Below are 20,313 nucleotides of genomic sequence, written 5' to 3'. Positions count from 1 at the left end.
CGGAGCAATCGTTTTGCAACAAAATCTAATTATGCTGAATAAGGCCCGGGCGTTACTCCCACGCCGCTTCCAGCATCTCCAGCAGCTGCTCGCTATCGAGGCGCGCCGGATTGGCCTTCATCGATGATGAGCTGCTGGCGGCCAGCGCCGCAGGCTCCAGCGCCTCATGCGGTACGCCCAGTTCGCGCAGATTGCCCAGCCCGGCGCGACGGCTCCAGTCCCGCAGGCTCTCCCAGGCGGTATCCGCATCGACATTCAGACCGGCGGCCAGCCACTGGCGAACCTCAGCAAAACGTCCACGCACGGCCCGGTCGCTAATCTGCGACTCATTGAGCGCCAGGCCGAAGGGCAGCAGGCTGCCGCAGAGCGCGCCGTGAGAGGCATGGCTCAGGCCACCCAGCGGGCCGGCCAGACCATGAATCACCCCGAGACCGGCGTTGGCCAGCGCCAGGCCGCCGCACAGGCTAACCCAGGCCATCTCATCGCGGCTGTCCGGACACTCTTTCTCCATCAGCGTGCTGAGCGCTTTGATGCCGCGCGGGATCGCCGCCCGGCACAGCGCATCGGTAAAGGGATTGGCGCGGGTACATAGCCAGGGCTCAATCAGCTGAGTGATGGCATCCAGACCGGATCCCAGGGTCACCGCTCGCGGGGCGTTATCGGTCAACGCCGGGTCGACGATCGCCAGGTCCGGCAGCATCCGGTCGTCGCGCAGGCTCACTTTGCGCTGCTGCTGAGGGACGTTAATCACCGCGTTTTTCGTTACCTCTGCGCCGGTGCCTGAGGTGGTGGGGATTGCCACAAACGGCAGCGGATGCCCCTCTAATACCCGCCCGTTGCCCACCACTTCCAGATACTCAATCACCGGGCCCGAGGCCGGCACCAGCGCGGCAATCGCTTTTCCGGCGTCGATAACCGCGCCGCCGCCGAGGCTGACCACCGCCCCGATGCTATTTTCCCGCGCCAGACGCACCCCCTGTTCGATATCTTCCAGGCAGGGCTCATGGGCAACGGATAGCGTAATCACGTCAAGATGATGGGCGCGCAGCTCGGCGAGTAAAAAACCGGCCCGCTGCGCGCTGGCCCCGTGAACCAGAAGCACCTGGGCGGTATGCTGCGCCAGCCAGGGGGCAGCGCTACGGGCAAGGCCGCGGCCAAAACGGATATTGCCCGGCGTTAAAACGTTAAACGGAGTTAGCATGGCGGGTTCCTGTGTCGGCAAAAAAGACTGAAATCAACTATACACATTATCCGGCAAGCTGCCTCTTTGTCGCCGGATGGAGTAGGGTGGAAGAAACGTCTTATCGCTTAAGGAATTCACGATGCTAAAAATACTGGGCAAACGCTCATCAATTAACGTCCGTAAAGTGTTATGGACCTGCGACGAGGTCGGTCTGGCCTACCAGCAGGAGGATTACGGCAGCGGCTTCCAGCCCATCGACACGCCGGAGTTCCGCGCCTTTAACCCTAACAGTCTGGTGCCGGTGCTGCTGGATGAGGATTTTGTTCTGTGGGAGTCGAACAGCATCTGCCGCTATCTGGCGCGCAAAGCCGGGCGCGAGGATCTGCTGCCGCTCACGCCGCAGGGCGCAGCCGATGTGGAACGCTGGATGGACTGGCAGGCCACGGAGTTTAACAACGCCTGGCGCTATGCGTTTATGGGCCTGGTGCGTAAAGACCCGCGTTTTCAGGATCCGGCGGCGATGAAAGAAAGCATCGCCACGTGGACCCGCTGTGTTCACATCATTGAATCACAGCTGCAACGCACCGGCGCGTGGATGACGGGGAATCAGTTTACGCTGGCGGATATTGTGCTCGGCCTGTCGGTTCACCGCTGGAAAATGACCCCTTTTGCCCACCCGGAGCTGCCGGCGGTTGAGCACTGGTATATGGCGCTCAATCAACGTCCGGCATTTATGCGCCATGGCAATAACGGTACGGCGTGACGGTGGACTCCCGGCGTTAACGCCGCGGCCGGGTACTGCCCCTGATAATGAGCTTGCCTTTCAGCACGTGCTGCACGGGGGCCGCCTCCGCGCTATCCAGCTGGGTCTTTAATACCGCGATCGCGGCTTCCACCATCTCCGACAGCGGCTGTACCCAGGTGGTGAGATCGATCAGCGGCCAGCTGGCCATCGCGATATCGTCAAAGCCGACGACGGAAATATCGCGGCCGGCCCGCATACCCATTTCGCCCACCACAACGTTTAATGCCGCGATAGCCATCATGTCATTGGCGCAAAACAGCGCATCCGGCGGGTCTGACAGGGCCATCAGCCTGCGGGTGGCGTGCATCGCTTCTTCAATCGACCACATCCCGCTATCGCGCAACGGGGGCCTGGCCCCGCGCGCTTCCAGCCGGCGGCGAAAGCCGGTTTCCCGGTCGCGGCTGGTGGATGAGGTATCTCTCCCGGCAATAAACGCCAGCTGCCGGTGGCCGGCATCCAGCAGGAAATCGGCAATCGCCGCGCCGCCGGCGAGGTTGTCGCTGGTGACGCTGGAGACGGACTGGCTGTCATTTTTACGATTGAGCAGCAAAACCGGGAGCCCGAGGTGCTGGCACTCCAGGGCGAAATGGGAAGAGAGGCTGCTGGAAACCAGCACCAGCGCTTCGACGCGATGGCGCAGGATCTCCTCCATGATCGGCGTGGTATCGTCATCGCGATACATGGAAAACAGCAGGACCCGATATCCCATCAGATTAAGCTTATGCGAAAGCTCATCGAGGACGGCCGAATAGAACGGATTGACCAGTCCTGGCACCACAATGCCTATCAGATTGGAACGGCGGGTGATCAGCGATTGCGCGATAAAACTCGGCCGATAGCCGAGCTCTGCGGCGACTTTGCGCACTTTCTCCCGGGTGGCGGGCGATATTTTCGCCCCGTCGGTAAAGGCTCTGGAAACTGCAGATTGCGAGACACCCGCCGCTTTCGCCACGTCATAACTTGTCACCGCTCGTTTGATTGCACCTGCCATTCCTTTGTCTCCCGCTAACGAATGCCTCGTCATTATGCGTGAATCTGCCCCGCTGTCACTCATTTTGCGATCTGCGTTGCATTCGAATGCATTGATCCTTTTCATCACATCTCATTCACGCCAGGATACAAGTGAATTCGAATGCATTAGCATTTTATTAACATCATAGTGAGGCAAATCATGGCGACCTGGATCAAACGCGGTGCTGAATCTGAAGCGGTAAAAACGCACGATCGTTCCGTTCGTGAAGCGGTGGAAAAAATTCTGGCGGACATTGAAGCGCGCGGAGACGCCGCGGTACGCGAGCTGTCGATTAAGTTCGACAAACTCGACAGAGAGGACTTCCGTCTGAGCCAGCAGGAGATTGACGACTGTTATGCCCAGCTCTCCGCGCGCGATATTGCGGACATCCGTTTTGCCCAGGAGCAGGTGCGCAACTTTGCTCAGCATCAGCGCGACAGCATGAAAGATATTGAGGTTGAGACCTTACCGGGCGTCATTCTGGGCCATAAAAATATTCCGGTAAGCGCGGCGGGCTGCTACGTCCCGGGCGGCAAATACCCGCTGCTGGCCTCGGCGCATATGTCGATCATTACGGCCAAAGTGGCCGGCGTGCCGCGCATCGTCACCTGCGCGCCGCCGTTTAACGGTAAACCGGCTCCGGCCATTGTGGTGGCGCAGCATATGGCGGGCGCGGATGAAATCTACTGTCTGGGCGGTATTCAGGCGGTGGCGGCGATGGCGGTCGGCACCGAGAGCATTGCTCCGGTCGATATGCTGGTAGGGCCGGGAAATGCGTTTGTTGCCGAAGCGAAGCGACAGCTGTTCGGCCGCGTCGGTATCGACCTGTTTGCCGGGCCAACCGAAACCCTGGTGATTGCCGATGAGAGCGTGGATGGCGAAATTTGCGCCACCGACCTGCTGGGCCAGGCCGAGCATGGTCTGGATTCACCGGCTATTCTGCTGACCACTTCCGAGAAGCTGGCGCGCGAAACCCTGGCGGAGATTGAGCGTCTGCTGGCGGTGCTGCCGACGGCGGAAATCGCTCGTCAATCGTGGGATAAATTTGGTGAGGTCATCGTCGCTCAGGACAAGGAAGAGATGCTGAAGATCGCCAATGAGCTGGCCTTCGAACATGTGCAGGTAATGACGGCAGATCCCGACTGGTTCCTCTCCAGTATGCAGAACTTCGGCGCGCTGTTCCTCGGCCCGCGTACCAACGTGGCCTATGGCGATAAGGTTATCGGGACTAACCATACGCTGCCTACGCGCAAAGCGGCCCGCTATACCGGGGGGCTGTGGGTCGGCAAATTCATCAAAACCTGCACTTATCAAAAGGTACTGACCGATAGCGCTTCCGCGCAGATTGGCGAGTACTGCTCGCGCCTGTGCGCGCTGGAAGGGTTCTCCGGACACGGCGAGCAGGCCAACGTTCGCGTGCGTCGCTATGGCCATAAAGACGTACCTTACGCCGGTATCCCTGAGTGAGCATTCAGCACTGAAGCGGAGGGCAGGATAAGCCCCTCTGGATAACATCGGCCGCCATATAACTCGGAGAAAAGTGGCGGCCACGCTGATGGATAGCCCTATGGACGTATTGATTGCCTTACTGGCGTTAGGATTATTGATGTTAGCCGCCTATCGTGGCTACAGCGTGATCCTCTTTGCCCCCCTGGCCGCACTTGGCGCCGTTTTGTTAACTCAACCGGCGGCGGTTGCGCCTGTTTTCAGCGATATCTTCATGGATAAGCTGGTTGGGTTTGTGAAGCTCTATTTCCCGGTGTTTTTGCTCGGGGCGGTCTTCGGCAAGCTGATTGAGTTTTCCGGCTTCTCCCGCTCGATTGTCAGCGCCGTGACCCGCTTAATGGGCCAGAACAAGGCGATGCCGGTGATTATCCTGGTGTGCGCTCTGCTGACCTATGGCGGCGTTTCGCTGTTTGTGGTGGTCTTCGCGGTCTATCCGTTTGCCGCTGAAATGTTCCGTCAGAGCCAGATCCCTAAACGCCTGATGCCGGCCACTATTGCGCTGGGGGCGTTTACCTTCACCATGGATGCCCTGCCGGGTTCGCCGCAGATCCAGAACATCATCCCGACCACTTTTTATGGCACCACCTCCTGGGCCGCGCCGTGGCTGGGGATCCTCGGATCGGCCTTCGTGGCGATCGGCGGCTGGCTCTATCTCGACGTGATGCGGCGTAAAGCGCAGCGTAACGGGGAGGGCTACGGCACAAATTTAGTGAATGAGCCGGAAACCCCGGCGGACCTCAATTTGCCGCATCCGTTTATCGCGCTGCTGCCGCTGATTGTGGTCGGTATCGCCAACCTGATTTTTACCTGGCTTATTCCTCTGACCTACGGCGGCCATTTCCTGATTGACCTGCCGGGGCTGAAAGCGCCGCTGGAAAGCGATGTCAAAAAGATGGTCGCCATCTGGGCGGTCATGGCGGCGCTGTTGTGCGGTATTGTCACCATCTTTTTGTTTGCCTGGCGCAGCCTGAAAGGCAAGCTGGCGGATGGCAGTAAGGTGGCGGTCGGCGGCGCGATGCTCGCGTCGTTGAATACCGCATCGGAGTACGGTTTTGGTGGCGTCATCGCTGCGCTGCCGGGGTTTGTCCAGGTGGCCGATGCGCTGAAAGCTATCCCTAATCCGCTCATTAATCAGGCGATCACCATCAATATTCTCTCCGGGATCACCGGCTCGTCCTCGGGCGGCATGAGTATTGCGCTGGCGGCGATGGCCGATCGCTTTATTGAGGCGGCCCATGCGGCGGGGATCCCGCTGGAGGTGATGCACCGCGTCGCGTCGATGGCGGCGGGAGGAATGGATACGTTGCCGCACAACGGGGCGATCATCACGCTGCTTGCGGTGACGGGGTTAACTCACCGTCAGGCCTATAAACCGATACTCGGAATTACGCTGTTTAAGATTCTCGGAGCGTTTTTCATTATTGGCGTTTATTACGCGACGGGACTGGTGTAGCGAGACCAATCAGAGCAGACCGTCTGGCAGCGTGTCAGACGGTCGTTCAGACTAAGCGGGATAAAGATGATTAAAGACGGTATGAAAGATCGTTCCCTCAAACATGGCTATCAGCACGGCTGACTCGCGTTTGCTTTCCGCCCGTACCGCAGACAAGAGGGCTTGCTCAATATCCTCATGGCTATCAAAACGCATCACCATGACCAGTGGATAAGCGGGATCCCCGATGTCAGCACTTTCTTGCGTCAGGACGCGCACTTCCCGTACTTCAGGAAACTGCGACCACAGCGGAATCATAACGTTTTTCACATGTAGATAAAAAGCGGCTTCCATACCCGGATGAATACGTCCCTGGAAAAAGGCGCACCGGGTCAAACCTGATGTCGTCATTATTTTCTCCTTTAACCGCAGCAGCTTAACTTTCGGTAGTGTATGGTTAGTGACGCCGGGCATTCACCGCAGATCATGGCGGCAAATGCTCGTGGATCAATGAATGGCGTCCTTCAGATCGGTCAGGTCGCGACCGCGAGTTTCAGTGGAAATGGCGACGCCGATTAAGGTCAATATCGAGAGAATGCCGGTATAGACGCCCATTACCCAGAATGCGCCGCCAGAGAGGCCTATCAAATAGATACCCAGTAGCGGGGCGATGCCGCCCGATAGCATCGCGCCCAGCTCGCGCGCCAGAGCAACGCCGGAATAGCGATAACGGTTACCGAACAATTCGGCAAAGTGCGAGCACTGGGCGCCCAACATGCTGTTGCAGCCGATCGCCAGCCCACCGAACATCGCGATGGTCACCCATAGCGCGTCGCCGGTATTGATCATCCACCAGGCCGGAATTGCCCACAGCAACATGAATGTCGCTCCCCAGCGATAAATTGTTTTACGGCCAAAGCGGTCCGACATGGCGCCGAAGAACGGCGTGGTAATCACGCTCGACAAGGTGGCAATCAATGCGGCGGTGGTGCCGATACGGCTCAGATCCCCCGCAGCCATGCCAAGTCGCGGCGCGACCACGCTACCCAGGAAAGCGATAACAATAGTGGTATAAATTGTCGATCCACCTTGTTCCGCCAGACGCATCAGTACTGCTGCCAGAATAGGCCGACGCGCCTCCTTGATCACTAGCTTCATTGGCGAGTGCACAACGTTGCGCTCTCCTTCCAGCGCCGCGAAGGTGGGACTTTCCCGCAGGCGCAAACGAATCCAGACGGCTACGCCAATCAGGATAATGCTGGCGAGGAACGGCAGGCGCCATGCCCAGGCCAGAATCGTCTCCTGATCGAGCAAGTGCTGCATGACGCTGAAGGTTGCGGTGGCGATGCCAAAGCCAGCAAAGATACCCACGAAGGGTAGCGCCGCGTAAAAACCGCGTTTGGTTGCGGGCGCTACTTCAGCCATCAGCGTGGATGCTCCCGCTTGTTCCGCCCCCGCCCCAAAACCTTGCAGCAAACGCAGCAACACCAGGCCGATTGCCCCTGCCGGGCCGACGGGCAGCAGGCCGACCATCATGGTTGACGCGCCCATAATGGCGATTGTCACCAGCAGCACGAATTTGCGTCCCTTGCGGTCGCCTAGCGAACCGAAGAAGAGCCCACCCAGCGGGCGGGCGAGAAAACCCACGCCGTAGGTGGCAAAGCTGGCGAGCAGGCCAGAGTTGGCATCCAATGTGGCGAAAAATACGTGGCTAAAAATCAGCGCCGTCGCGAGTCCGAAGATGGCAAAGTCATAGTACTCAAGCGCGCTGCCGACCGCGCTGGTGAGAATAGCCCGCCGCAACTGCTCGGGGGTGACCTCGAGTGACTTTATTTTGGGTTGCTGAGGCGTCGAAGAAAAAACTACGTCGACTGCCGATTGTTCTAATCGCATGATTGCCTCCATCATTATTATAAAAATAGGACGCGACGGTATACACCGCCCGTCCCGGGCGGGTTACAGATTGAATGCTTGATGAATATCCTCGATATCTTGTGCCGGGATATGCACGATGCGGCCGAGCGCCCTCGCGTAATCCCCTGCTTTGGCGCTGAACTCCAGTACTTCCAGCCGGTCGTAAGCCTTGAGCGGACTTTCGCCGCACACCATCACCATCGCGTTCTGAATCAACAGCACGTCGCTGCGTCGGTCGATAAGGTCGGGGAGTGAACCGTCGAATAACGATTCATATACCGGCGTTTTCACCTGCCGCATCACCATGTAAGACTCGGGGATAAGCCGCGAATCGAATGGCACACCGGTACAGGCAAAAGCCATAGCGTGCGGCGGCAGCGCCGTCATGATGGTGTGGATGTGCGGATGGCGTGCATAAATCGCCTGATGGAGCGCCGCTAGCGACGGGTTGACAGGTGTCTCCGGTAACCGGACGAAATCGTTCTCCGTCAGGATGTGTAGTCCCTGATCGGGGCAGGACATCAAAACGGTATGGTCCTTCAGTCGCTGCGATATGGAGAAAAAACCGCAAGGGGAAAGACCCTTCTGTTGGACGCGATGGACGATGTTGTTCAGAATGCGGCGTTCGGCCAGATGTTCCTGTTCAAGCGGATAGCGCTGAAGTGTCTGCGTCAGGCGCCAGAATTTCTCGCACTGCTCGTTGCTGAGCGTTTTCAACGGCCCCAGCGGCGCGGCGTGAATGGCGGTGGCGGCGCAAAAATTTAGCAGTTCGAATTTTAGCCAGGCGTCATCCAGCGATTTGTCGCCCACCGCGACCCCGTGGTTTTCGAGAATGACCGCGTTGCAGCCCTGGGCAAACTGCTGCGCGATGTTTTTACCCAGCAGGGGGCTGCCGGGCAGCGCGTAGCGGGCGATATCGATTTTTGCACACTGCAGTTTAAACATCGGCGCAATATCGATTGGTGGCGTTTGATGCACCAGGCTTGCGGCAATCAGCGCCGGCGGATGTGCGTGGATAATGGCGCGGATATCGGGACGACTCTGGTAAATCTGCTGATGAAACGGCAGCTCGATAGACGGAATATGCTCCCCGAAAACCGTGCCGTCTACGTTGATTCGGACAATATCGTGCTCCTGCAGATTGCCTTTATCAACGCCTGATGGCGTGATCCATATATCGCCGTTCTCGTCCAGCATGGAAATATTTCCGCCGGATATTGTCGTCAGGTTATTTCGATAAATCAGGCTCATCACCTCGACGATTTTCCGAGGGACGTTTACTGTGCTCTCACTCATGGTCGATTCCTCACTGCTATATATCGCAAAGCGCAAGAAGCAGCGCTGGGATTAATGGAACCCAGTGACGTCCGCCAGGTCCTGATAATTCCTTTTGATATCCTCGTAGATATTCCGGTAAATTCGGAATAGCTGACGATATAGCGCGGTATTCTTTTCCTGTGGCTGGTGGGATGCGCCAATCTCAGTCCACCGTTTCGCCACCGAATAATCGCTGAATATGCCGGAACCGACCCCGGCGACCAGCGCATTGCCGAACGGCGCGCCTTTGGCTGCTTTCATAAAGACGCAGGGTACACCCAGCATGTCGCACACCATCTGACGCCAGAACGGGTTACTGGCACCGCCTTCGGTAAGCACCAGCGGCAGATTCATCTGAATACCGCTCTGTTGGATCAGGTCATAGTTATGCTTAAGAGCGAAGCAGGCGCCTTCCATAAAGGAACGCAGTAGATGGCTTTTGCTGTGCGACAGCGACAGACCGAACACCACGGCGCGGGCAATCGGATCCCAGACCGGCGTGCGTTCGCCCATGAAATATGGCACGGTGATCAGCCCATCGCATCCGGCTGGCGCCTGTTGCGCCAGATCTGAAAGCAGCTCATAAACCTCAGCTCCGCGACTCTGCGCCGCCAGGGTTTCCTCCTGTCCGAAGGTGTCGCGGAAGTAGCGCATCACGGAACCGCAGGCGGTGATTGCGGCGACCGTGGTGTAGGTGTCGCGTGAGTTCACGGCGTGAGCGATGGTTATCATGTTTTTAGTAAAACGGGCTTCTGTGTGCACGACGCCCATGACGCCTGCGGTACCCATTGCGAGCGACATATCGCCGTTTTCGGTCGCGCCACCGGCAATCCAGGCCGCCACGCTATCCACCGTCCCTGCCATGACCGGCGTACCTACAGCCAGCCCGGTACGTTGGGCCGCTTCTCGGGTGACTTCGCCGATAATTTCGTCGCAGGGGAAAGCGTCCGGGAATTTATCCGGATCGAGACCGATCTCCTCAAGCAGCGCGGTATCCCACTTTTTATTGACGATGTCGTACCCGGCGCCGAAGAGGCTGGCATTGGAATAATCGGTAATCGCGCGCCCGGTTAGTTTCATGCAGGGGTAATCTGCTGCGGTCTGGATTTTGTATGCTGTGCGATACAGGTCAGGGCGATTGTCCCGCTCCCACATCAGCTTAACCGTGGCGTAATAGGGATCGATCGGATTACCGCTGGCGGCATGGATGCGTTCTTCGCCGATGTGGTCCCGTAGCCACTGTGCCTGGCGAGTGCCGCGCCTGTCCATCCAGATATGGCTGTTTTGTAGCGGCCTTAAGTTTTTATCCACCAGAATACAGGCTGGCGCCAGGGCGCTAATGCTGACGCCGCGAATATCCCGCGGGTCAACGCCCGCATGGGCAATCGCCTGTTTAATCGTATCGGCAACCGCGTTCCAGTAATCTTCGGGGTTATGTTCCGCCCAGCCGGGGCGAGGGGTTATTAATGGATATTCGATATAGGATAACCCCAATATATTTCCGCTGTCATCAATAATGACGGATTTTGTTCCGGTGGTACCCACGTCGGAACCGACGAAATAGTTTGCCATAAACCATTCCTTTATTTAAGGGAAGTGAGGTAAAAGAAATTAAGACACGCTATAAATAACGGCTTCGTTATTTTCACGGTTGGCCGCAAGAATAATTTCTCGATCGTTCTGCTGGAGGACATAAACATTACTCGGCCCTTGACCGCTGTCGATAATCTGTGTTTTAAATTCTCCGTGGTGATAACTGATTTCAAATAATTCTTTTTTTTCTGCCCGATAACCGCAAATAAATACCGGTTCGCCTTTTAATTTCCCGCCCCAGGCAACGTGACCAAAGGCAATTTCACCAGGATATTCCCAAATGGCTTCATAGCGGTTACCCTGCTTTTTATAAATTTTGGCCTGATTACCGTGGAAGGCCTCAATAGTCAGCAGCTCGTCCACGCCGTCGCCGTCAATATCCACTGCGGCAACGTCGCCGGTTGGGTTGTTGAGCAATGGACGCATGCGCCATTGGCCGGCGGGTGTTTCCGGCGGGCAGACGCCGAATACGCCTTCGTCGCTGGAGATCAGGAAGGTTTTCTCTCCATCGAGCGTTCCCTGCCAGAAACCGTGATTACGGGTCAGACCGTCCATTAATACGTGGAGAGACAGCGGCCCATCAGGGGAGTCAGGTAATTCCCCCACCAGTACTTTGCCCGGATCGGACCAGTCATCAATGCTCTGTTTCGAGGTGCACAGCGTGGCGATAATAATGAAGTTCTTCTCGCCTATACGGATGATGCCGAAGCGGTGAACGTACGGAATATCAAGAAACGGCGTGACTTTAAACGTCCCGTCTTCCTGCGGATGAACCCAGACGATGTTGGACTCAGCGGCCTGATAAACCGGGAAGAAATTCTGCACCGCCAGGAAATCACCGCCCGTACCGGGAATTTCGGCAATGGAAAGCGTGCCTCCCGGCTCTTTCCAGACGGCCTGCGTAGTTTTATCCGCCATGTCATACAGGTAGCATCCACCGTGCGCTTCCGTCGCAAAAATCAGCTTTTGACTGCTGCCGATCGTAGTGCTGGAGACGGCGTAGCAGGTGTCCAGCGTACCAATCACGTGTTTCTGGTAATTCATCAGTTCTCCCTGGGCTCAATGAAGCCGTTAGTTAGTTGTCAAAGACGTCGCGATTCACCAGATTGGTCGGACGCTGCCCTTCTAAAATGGCCGCCATTCCGGCAAGCGCTTCTTTCAGCATCGTGACGCGTACTTCCTTCAGATTGGTGCCCACGTGCGGCGTGATAACGATATTGTCGAAGGCGGCCATCTCTTCGCTGATGGTGGGTTCAAATTCAAAAACATCGAGTGCCGCGCCGCGGATGGTTTTGTTGTGCAACGCATCCAGCAGCGCGCGTTCTTCCACGATCGCCCCGCGCGCCGCGTTCACCAGGTACGCCGTAGGCTTCATCAGCTTGATGTTATCGCGGTTAATCAGGTGATGGGTTTCCGGAAGATAAGGTGCATGGATGGCAATCACGTCGCTACGCGCTAATAAGGTTTCCAGAGGCAGATATTCCGCGTGAAAAACCGCTTCCATCTCCGGTGTCAGGGGGGAGCGATCGGAGTAGCAGATTTGCATGCCGAAGGCGCGGGCTTTTTCGGACAGCTTTTTGCCGATATTACCCATGCCGATAATGCCGAGTGTTTTGCCTTCCAGCACCATATCTCGTTCGAAGAACATATCCTTGCGGCAATGGCGGGTGGCTTTCAGCTCGTTGTTGTACATCACGATGCCGCGGGTGATGGACAGGATAAGACCGATGGTTAATTCGGCTGTAGGCTCCACCACTGATATGGGGGTATTGATCACGGCGATCCCGCGTTCGGTAGCCGCTTTGACGTCAATATGGTTAAATCCTGCGCCGCCGTTACCGATAACGGCCAGCCGTTCGGAGGTGGCGATCAGCTCCTGTGGAACGGGATATTCGTTGATGCTCAGCAGCGCATCGTGATCCGGCAGCATTCCCATCAGCTCCTCTGCGGAGAACATATCTTTCTCCACGTCGGGCATCGTAATCAGATAATTTTTTTCAGCATCCGCAAGCGCTTCGTGCGGGATATTGCGGGTTAATAAGATCTTTTTCATCGTGTTTTACTCAACCACGCATGTGGTTAAAGTCTCCTGTTCTTGCTATTGCGTTTAACAACCCTTTCTTTTTGTGTATGTCATTGAATGTAAGTGAATTACCATCCTGCCTGGAAATTTTTCACCTTATATAGGTAGTTATGGTGTACCGCTATGACACCTCTCATTTTTGGTGACAACGCAAAAAATAATCACTGAAGCCCGCAGTGACGTCCTGCGTGAATAACGGCAGGGAGCCGTTGTCCAGTGATACAAATAACGCTGGCTGCTTTTTGGGTTTGTTCATCGTAATCTGGTGGATGTCTTCAGATCTGACATCTGATAATAGGTCATCTGATGACCTATGTCTTATTTGCTGCTTAGCTGATTACAAAGTCAACGGCCTTTGTGAGATTCTGTGAGGTGAATAACGTTGTTAAATCGAAGGTGACGGAGTGTGAAAAAGGGGGAGAGCCTCGTGTTTTCTGGGGGTTCATAGGGGAAAACCACTGCCTGAAGGGGCAAAAAAGTCCTCGACGAAAGAAAGTGGCGGGCTGCGAAGAAGACTTTCGCCTGGTGACGATGAAGATTGGTCATCAAAGATGCGCGGCCTTTTTGTGGTTCGCCGCCGGTGGTATACCGTTTTCAGGTCTAACCCTGTATCATTGAAAGGTGGAAAAAGAAAAGATAACTGACTGAAAAATTCCTGTTTTATAGCTTGCCGTTATGAATGGATTATTGAGGAAAAGTGATGAATAAAGAAGAAAAATCAGACTGGATAACACCCATTCCCAAACAATCTATTTCCAGAATGGTGCTGGAAAAGATTAAAGATGCGATGATCAGGAAAGAGTTAAAACCCGGAGATTTTCTTCCCTCAGAAAATGAGCTGGTGACGAAAATGGGCGTGGGGAAATCCAGCGCCCGTGAAGCCATTAAAATGCTGGAAGCCATGGGGGTCATCGAAATAATCAAAGGGCAGGGTTGTCGAATTAAAAGTACGTTCGATAGCGATGTTCTACAGTCGATGATTTTTCAGATGATCTTGCAGCAAAATACCGATAAGGACCTGATAGAGCTGCGTCTTTTGTTTGAACTCTCCGCCTCCAGGCTAGCAGCGCAAAACGCAACAGAAGAAGATTTACTGCTGCTGGAAAAATCGATAGAAAAAACTGAAAAAGATTATGCAAGGGGTATTCATACTCCTGATAATGATATTGATTTTCATAATCTTATTTTTAAAAGTACTCATAATCCGTACCTGGTATTAATCGGTGCGACGATTATGGAGCTATTTCGAAGTTCGCTCACGGTGGTCAATATAACGCAGTGCGAGGCGATTCTGGAACAGCACCGTATGATGTTACAAGCGCTACGTGATAACGATGTTGATGCTATTGAAAAAGTCGTGCATAGCACCGTCGATAAATGGAAAGAGCATTCGCTGGATCATCATAAATAATCACGGCAAAAAGCGCGGTGAAAATACGGGCCAGGAGAAATCACATTTAGCCGTGGCTGACTTCCACGGTTGGATTTTTCAGCCGGTACCCGTATGGCAGTCCCGGTGCTGCGAGGCGCTCCCGTCACGGCGGGAACGGTAGTCCAGATTGCCTGACTACGCTACGATGAGATCCCTGGCGCCTGACGGGGAGTCGTCGTTAAAAATACGTGCGGCGGTTTGCGTAAATGAAGTGAGGACCGGATTTTTATTATCTTTCCGCCAGATCAGCGCCTGTTCTATCACCGGGCTTTCTTCAACAGGCCGGTACATGACGCCTGCATAATTCAGCTTTTTCACCGATTCCGGCACCAGCGCGCTACCCAGCCCTTCCGCTACAAAGCTGATAATCGTCTGCTGCAGCTGGGTTTCCAGACGGTAATAAGGCTCAACTCCCTGTTTAAGAAGAAAAATATCAATCATCTCTCTGAGCACCGGTGCGGCGGCATGCGGTGTCACAATCAAGGGTTCATTCCGTAGATCCTCGGCAATAATCCGCTCCCTTTGCGCCAGCGGATGCTGCTGATTAACCGCCAGACAGAGCTTTTCCTGGTGTAAGATAATGTTATTAAGGCTGTTTATTTTACCGGTCTGGAAGACCAGACCGGCATCATACGCGCCGTCCAGTACGGCTTTAACCAGCACTCCCGGCGTTGCTTCATGCAGCAGGAGTTTTACGTCAGGGTAGGCGGTGAGCATCTGGCGCGTCAGTTCAGGAATGGTCGAATACGCTGCATGCATCATAAAACCGATCGAGAGCGTCCCTTTTTCCCCTATAGCGGTAAGGCGAGCGTTACGGCAGGCCTGCTGATAGGCCTCAATGACCGCCTGCGCATCATCATGAAAGCTTTTCCCGGCCTCGGTCAGCGATACCCCGTAATGGTGGCGGGCAAATAGCCTCACGCCGAGCCGCTTTTCCAGCGCGGCGATCTGGCGGCTGAGCGGTGGTTGCGTGATGTTTAGCTGTGCGGCGGCTCTTCCGTAATTCAGCGTTTCAGCAAGCGTAACAAAGTAGCGTAACTGGCGTAGATCCGACATGCTAGCGATACCTTTATGGTATGAGTAAGCCTACTAAAAGACATTAGATTATATCAATTGCGGTAGTTAAAGTATGTTTCTTTCACCATTGAAACTGTCATATGTTCTCAACTCTCAACGTTGTACTGCCCATATTTGCCCTGATACTCGTCGGCTGGCTTGCCCGTAAGTTAAAAATCCTGGGGGAGAATGCGCTTGCTGAACTCAATCGTTTCGTCGTCTATCTGGCGTTGCCTGCGTTGTTGTTCGATATTATCGCCAATGCGAAATGGGGCGATCTCGCCCAGCCCAGGTTCATCATGGCATTTTCGCTTGGGATGATATGTGTCTTTTTCTTCACCATATTCATCCAGATCAGGCGCACCCGCCATTTGGCTGACGCGGCAATCGATGCCCTTAACGCGGGCTATGCCAATACCGGTTTTATCGGTTTTCCGCTGGCGCTGGTATTTTTAGGACATGAGTCACTGGCGCCGACGCTGATTGCCACCATTCTGACGGTCTGCGTTGTCTTTGGCGTGGGTATCGTTCTGATTGAAACGGGGTTGCAGGGCGAAGTCAGGAGGCGGATCATTTTTGCCAGGGTGGCCAAATCGCTTATCTGCAACCCGCTGCTGTTTTCTCCGGCCATCGCCATGATTATTCCGCTATCTGGCGTCAGCGTACCGGGCTCGATAAACGTCTTCCTCAAACTGCTGGGCGGGGCGGCGTCGCCTTGCGCCTTAATCGCATTAGGACTGTTTCTGGCCGGCCAGCCGACGCGCAAAGCGCAAAACCAGAATGCGACCGTGGCCATGCTGGTGATACTCAAACTCCTCGTTCAGCCACTAATCACGTGGTGGGCAGCGACTTATCTGTTTGCTTTATCGCCACTGCTGATCCATACGTCGGTACTGATGGCGGCATTACCGACCGGTACGGGACCCTTTATGCTGGCGGAGTTTTATCGGCGCGAAGCGGGCACCACGTCGCAGTGCATCCTTATTTCGACCATTATCTCGCTATTCACCCTCTCTATTTATCTTTATCTGATTGGGGTATAGCACCGGTTTGTTTTGTGGATATGCGGCATCCAGCCTGACGCGCAGAGAAAAGGCCAGATAGTTATCCTGTCTGGCCTGGTGCGTTTTTAGCGGTAGAAATGAAATGGCTCGGCTTTCGCCCTAACGCATGGTCACGAACTCTTCCGCGGCGGTCGGGTGAATCGCCACGGTGTTGTCGAAGTCATTCTTGGTGGCGCCCATTTTCAGCGCCACCGCGAAGCCCTGCAGCATTTCATCCATACCGAAACCAATGCCGTGGATACCGACAATCTTCTCTTCCGGGCCCACGCAGACCAGCTTCATGCGACACGGCTGGCGGTGCGAGGTCACGGCGGTATACATAGCGGTGAAGGAGGATTGATAAACCTTCACGGCGTCATCGCCATACTGCTCGCGCGCCTGCGGCTCGGTTAAGCCAACGGTGCCGATTGGCGGGTGGCTGAAGACCACGGTCGGGATATTGCTGTAATCCAGATGCTCATCCGGCTTGTTGTTGAACAGGCGTTCGGACAGGCGACGACCCGCGGCGACCGCCACCGGCGTCAGCTCGACCGCTCCGGTATTATCGCCCACGGCGTAGATCCCCGGAACGTTAGTATTCTGCCACTTATCGACGACGATATAGCCTTTATCGTTGGTTTTCACCCCGGTAGCGGCGAGGTTGAAATTATCAGTCTCCGGCTCACGACCAATCGCCCAAATCAGGCAATCCACGGTCTGGCTGCGGCCGTCTTCCAGCTCCAGCGTCAGGCTGCCGTCGGCATTTTTAACCACCGCTTTCGGCACCGCATGCGTGTGCAGCTGCGGCCCTTCGGCATTCATCACTTCAACCAGCGTTTCAACAATTAGCGGATCGAAGCTGCGCAGCGGCGCGTGTTTACGCACGAACAGATGCGTTTCGGCGCCGAGGCCGTTAATCACGCCCGCCAGCTCAACGGCGATATAGCCTGCGCCCACTACCGCAACGCGCTGCGGCAGGGCCGGCAGCGCGAAGAAGCCGTCGGAGTCGATGCCGTACTCAACGCCGGGAATCGTCGGGTGGCTCGGGCGGCCGCCGGTGGCGATCAGGATATGATCGGCGGTGATGGTCTCGCCGTTGACTTCAATGGTTCTGGCATCCACAAAACGGGCGAAGCCTTTGATGACGTCAACTTTGTTTTTACCCAACACGTTGTCGTAAGAGGTGTGAATCCGGTCGATATACGCGCTGCGGCTGGCAACCAGTTTGTCCCAGTCGAAGTGGTTGATAGTGGTATCGAAGCCATAATCCGGGCCATACAGATGAATCGCTTCGCGAATCTGCGCCGCATGCCACATAACTTTCTTCGGTACGCAGCCGACGTTTACGCAGGTGCCGCCCAGATCTTTGGCTTCAATCAGCGCGCACTTCTGGCCATACATTGCCGCGCGGTTGATGGAGGCGATACCGCCGCTGCCGCCGCCGATAGCGATGTAGTCATAATGTTTGCTCATAGCGTATATCCTTAGCGCCTACCGGGATAGGCTCTTCATTGTTGATTGCCGCGATTGTAGCGCGAGGTTTAAAAGGTTCCACCGATGATTGCGATTACTCAGGCACGATCCAGCTGACCGTGGCATGGCCGATGCCCGTCGGCGACAGCTTTTTATGCAGCCACGGCAGGACATTGTTCATCTGCTGCTCCAGCTTCCACGGCGGGTTGATGACGATCATCCCGGAGGCCGTCATACCGCGCTGGTCGCTATCCGGACGCACGGCCAGTTCAATCTGCATAATTCTGCGAATGCCGGTCGCTTCTAACTCTTTGATCATACGCTTAATCTGCGCACGCAGGACCACCGGGTACCACAGCGCATAGGTGCCGGTGGCAAAGCGTTTGTAGCCCTCGTGAATCCCGGCCACCACCGCCTGATAATCACTTTTAATTTCGTATGGCGGGTCGATAAGAATCAGGCCGCGACGGGAAACCGGCGGCAGTTTGGCTTTCAGCTGCAGGTAACCATCGGCTTTTGCCACCCGGGCGCGTTCGTCTTTCTGGAATTCAGCACGCAGCAGCGGGAAATCGCTCGGGTGCAGCTCGGTCATGTGCAGGCTGTCCTGCTCGCGCAGCAGCTGGCGGGCGATCAGCGGAGATCCCGGATAATAGCGCAGCTGGCCGCTACGGTTGAAATGCTGAACGACGGAAATATACGGCTCCAGCTCGGCCGGCAGATCGTCCTGTTGCCAGACGCGGGCGATACCTTCCAGATATTCGCCGGTCCGCTCGGCGTGCTCGCTACTCAGCTGATAGCGGCCTGCGCCGGCGTGAGTGTCCAGATAGAGAAACGGCTTCTCTTTCTCTTTCAGCGATTCGATGATCAGACTCTGAACGGTGTGTTTAAGGACGTCGGCGTGGTTGCCTGCGTGAAAGCTATGGCGATAACTGAGCATGGATGCGGAGATTCCGGGAATTAAACAAGATGATCGATAGTTTACCGCAGATCCGCGCAGATTACCGCTGTAGCGCCGCGCTGTTTCAATACCGACAAAAGCGTTGAAAAACATGACTGCGTCATAAAAATGTCAAACATCAGCGCTAGCGTCGCGTGAAGGCAAGGTAATTGTTTGAATAAAAGGAAAAATAATGAAACTGCAAATCACACTTCTGACGTCGGCGTTACTCCTCGCGCTACCGGTTCTGGCGAAAGACGTTTCGTTGAATCAGGCGGCGGCGATCGCCGGCAGCGTCACCCCGGCGGCGGAAGGCCCGGCGTTTAGCGCCCTCGAAAGCCAGGCGCTGAGCCAGCTGCGCCATGCGCTGCAGGGCGATGCCGCGACGCTGACTCGCGCTCAGCTGGAACACGCGAAACAGACTAAAACCCAGGCGGATAAGGCCTGGCTAAAGGCCAGCGGCTATGACTTCCAGGCGAAAGCCAACCAGCAGGCGGGGATTGCGCTGCTTTCCGCCTTCAGAACGCTCCCGGATTCGGTCGTGAAGGATAACCTCGCCACGGTCACCGCCATTAACCGCGATGCGACGCAGGCGACCCGTCATCAGGCGCTGGCGGACGCGGAAGGGATTAACTATCTCTATTTCCTCAGCGATGCGCTGGGGCCGCGGTTGGGGAAAGCTTTCCTCACCGCCTACGATAAAGGCGAACTGAGCAAAGCGGCAGCGTTGATCAAGGCCAGCGAAGTCAGCACCGGGGCGGCGAAAAAACACTTCAACAACCCGCGCCCGTTTTTGATTCAGGGCAACACCATCCATCTGGTGCCGGACGACGTGGTGGTTAAGGATAACCAGCCCTATACCGCCGACGAAGGCTCCTTCCCCAGCGGGCACACCAATACCGGGTATACCGATGCGCTGCTGATGGCCGAAATGATCCCAGAGCGCTTCGATGCGCTGGTCACGCGCGGGGCGCGCTATGGGTATTCCCGTATCGTGCTCGGCGTCCACTATCCCCTGGACGTGATGGGGTCGCGGATGGTGGCTCAGCGTAACGTGGCGCATTATCTCAATGATGCGAAGTATCGCGCCTTATTCAATGAGGCCCGCGATCAGCTGCGCGCGGCGCTGGAAAAAGAGTGTGGCGCCTCGTTGGCCGAGTGTGCGAAGCCCGCCGGGAAAGACGATCCGTATCGCGACCCGGCGATGCACGCATTTTATCAGTTCACCATGACCTACGACCTGCCGCAGCAGAAGGGTGCGAAGCCGGGCCTGAAGGTGCCGGAAGGCGCGGAAGTGCTGCTGGAAACCGCGCTGCCGCATCTGTCCGCCGCGCAGCGTCGGGCGCTGATGGTGAAAACCGCGCTTCCGGCAGGCTATCCGCTGGCGGGAGAGAACGCCGACCAGCAGTTCTGGCAGCGCGTGAACCTGCCTGCCGCCTGGCAGATGGCGCAGAAAACGCGCTAATTGAAGCGGGAGCCTGAAGTATTCGCATTGCAGGAAGGCATCGCTATCCCCCCTGCAATGCG

Annotated in this window: 17 protein-coding genes; 6 read left to right on the top strand and 11 right to left on the bottom strand. The window is 56.0% G+C overall.

From position 1 onward, the window contains the following. Positions 1-52: 52 nt before the first annotated feature. Positions 53-1,201 (bottom strand): iron-containing alcohol dehydrogenase, encoded by a 1,149-nt coding sequence (locus tag ACI2JR_RS04985; protein WP_462478028.1) that lies wholly within the window; start codon positions 1,199-1,201, stop codon positions 53-55. A 121-nt stretch (positions 1,202-1,322) separates the two neighbouring features. Between ACI2JR_RS04985 and ACI2JR_RS04980 the strand changes: the two genes are divergently transcribed. Beyond that, a complete protein-coding gene (locus tag ACI2JR_RS04980; protein ID WP_462478027.1) occupies positions 1,323-1,946 on the top strand; it encodes a glutathione S-transferase family protein in 624 nt (207 codons plus the stop codon). Between the two features lie 16 nt (positions 1,947-1,962). Here ACI2JR_RS04980 and ACI2JR_RS04975 read toward each other — a convergent pair whose 3' ends face one another. After that, a complete protein-coding gene (locus ACI2JR_RS04975) occupies positions 1,963-2,979 on the bottom strand; it encodes a LacI family DNA-binding transcriptional regulator (RefSeq protein ID WP_462478026.1) in 1,017 nt (338 codons plus the stop codon). 180 nt (positions 2,980-3,159) lie between these two features. Between ACI2JR_RS04975 and hisD the strand changes: the two genes are divergently transcribed. Next, entirely contained in the window at positions 3,160-4,467 is a 1,308-nt protein-coding gene (hisD, locus tag ACI2JR_RS04970) for a histidinol dehydrogenase (RefSeq protein WP_132729390.1), read from the top strand. A 100-nt stretch (positions 4,468-4,567) separates the two neighbouring features. After that, positions 4,568-5,959, top strand: a complete 1,392-nt coding sequence (locus ACI2JR_RS04965) for a GntP family permease (RefSeq protein ID WP_165905704.1) — start codon at positions 4,568-4,570, stop codon at positions 5,957-5,959. A 51-nt stretch (positions 5,960-6,010) separates the two neighbouring features. On the opposite strand, the gene ACI2JR_RS04960 is transcribed toward ACI2JR_RS04965, so the two are convergent. The 6 genes from ACI2JR_RS04960 to ACI2JR_RS04935 form a co-directional block, all read right to left on the bottom strand. After that, a complete protein-coding gene (locus ACI2JR_RS04960; RefSeq protein WP_462478025.1) occupies positions 6,011-6,349 on the bottom strand; it encodes a hypothetical protein in 339 nt (112 codons plus the stop codon). 96 nt (positions 6,350-6,445) lie between these two features. Continuing rightward, the gene (locus ACI2JR_RS04955) at positions 6,446-7,831 is read right to left on the bottom strand and encodes an MFS transporter (RefSeq protein WP_462478024.1); all 1,386 of its coding nucleotides are present in this window, start codon (positions 7,829-7,831) and stop codon (positions 6,446-6,448) included. A gap of 63 nt (positions 7,832-7,894) precedes the next feature. Beyond that, positions 7,895-9,148: a class II aldolase/adducin family protein gene (locus ACI2JR_RS04950; protein WP_462478023.1), complete on the bottom strand. Its 1,254-nt coding sequence runs from the start codon at positions 9,146-9,148 to the stop codon at positions 7,895-7,897. A 51-nt stretch (positions 9,149-9,199) separates the two neighbouring features. After that, a complete protein-coding gene (locus tag ACI2JR_RS04945) occupies positions 9,200-10,741 on the bottom strand; it encodes an FGGY-family carbohydrate kinase (protein ID WP_462478022.1) in 1,542 nt (513 codons plus the stop codon). Between the two features lie 39 nt (positions 10,742-10,780). Further along, positions 10,781-11,806 carry a hypothetical protein gene (locus ACI2JR_RS04940; protein ID WP_462478021.1) on the bottom strand — a complete coding sequence of 342 codons (1,026 nt, stop codon included), beginning with the start codon at positions 11,804-11,806 and terminating at the stop codon, positions 10,781-10,783. A 31-nt stretch (positions 11,807-11,837) separates the two neighbouring features. Beyond that, the gene (locus ACI2JR_RS04935; RefSeq protein ID WP_462478020.1) at positions 11,838-12,815 is read right to left on the bottom strand and encodes an NAD(P)-dependent oxidoreductase; all 978 of its coding nucleotides are present in this window, start codon (positions 12,813-12,815) and stop codon (positions 11,838-11,840) included. A gap of 730 nt (positions 12,816-13,545) precedes the next feature. Here ACI2JR_RS04935 and ACI2JR_RS04930 point away from each other — a divergent pair. Then, complete coding sequence (locus ACI2JR_RS04930) at positions 13,546-14,256, top strand: FadR/GntR family transcriptional regulator (RefSeq protein WP_462478019.1); 711 nt, start codon at positions 13,546-13,548, stop codon at positions 14,254-14,256. Positions 14,257-14,412: 156 nt separating this feature from the next. On the opposite strand, the gene ACI2JR_RS04925 is transcribed toward ACI2JR_RS04930, so the two are convergent. Next, entirely contained in the window at positions 14,413-15,333 is a 921-nt protein-coding gene (locus ACI2JR_RS04925; RefSeq protein WP_132729392.1) for a LysR substrate-binding domain-containing protein, read from the bottom strand. 101 nt (positions 15,334-15,434) lie between these two features. Between ACI2JR_RS04925 and ACI2JR_RS04920 the strand changes: the two genes are divergently transcribed. Beyond that, the gene (locus tag ACI2JR_RS04920; RefSeq protein ID WP_132729393.1) at positions 15,435-16,376 is read left to right on the top strand and encodes an AEC family transporter; all 942 of its coding nucleotides are present in this window, start codon (positions 15,435-15,437) and stop codon (positions 16,374-16,376) included. A gap of 120 nt (positions 16,377-16,496) precedes the next feature. Here ACI2JR_RS04920 and gorA read toward each other — a convergent pair whose 3' ends face one another. Continuing rightward, positions 16,497-17,849 (bottom strand): glutathione-disulfide reductase, encoded by a 1,353-nt coding sequence (gene gorA, locus ACI2JR_RS04915; RefSeq protein ID WP_462478018.1) that lies wholly within the window; start codon positions 17,847-17,849, stop codon positions 16,497-16,499. 94 nt (positions 17,850-17,943) lie between these two features. After that, positions 17,944-18,786, bottom strand: coding sequence for a 23S rRNA (adenine(2030)-N(6))-methyltransferase RlmJ (locus ACI2JR_RS04910; RefSeq protein WP_132729395.1), 843 nt, complete (start codon positions 18,784-18,786; stop codon positions 17,944-17,946). Positions 18,787-18,979: 193 nt separating this feature from the next. Here ACI2JR_RS04910 and ACI2JR_RS04905 point away from each other — a divergent pair, with 193 nt between their 5' ends. Further along, a complete protein-coding gene (locus tag ACI2JR_RS04905; protein ID WP_462478017.1) occupies positions 18,980-20,251 on the top strand; it encodes a phosphatase PAP2 family protein in 1,272 nt (423 codons plus the stop codon). Positions 20,252-20,313 lie beyond the last annotated feature (62 nt).

Source organism: Klebsiella sp. NPDC088457, assembly GCF_044900465.1.
Taxonomy (GTDB): domain Bacteria; phylum Pseudomonadota; class Gammaproteobacteria; order Enterobacterales; family Enterobacteriaceae; genus Klebsiella.
This window is presented reverse-complemented; position numbering and strand designations above follow the sequence as displayed.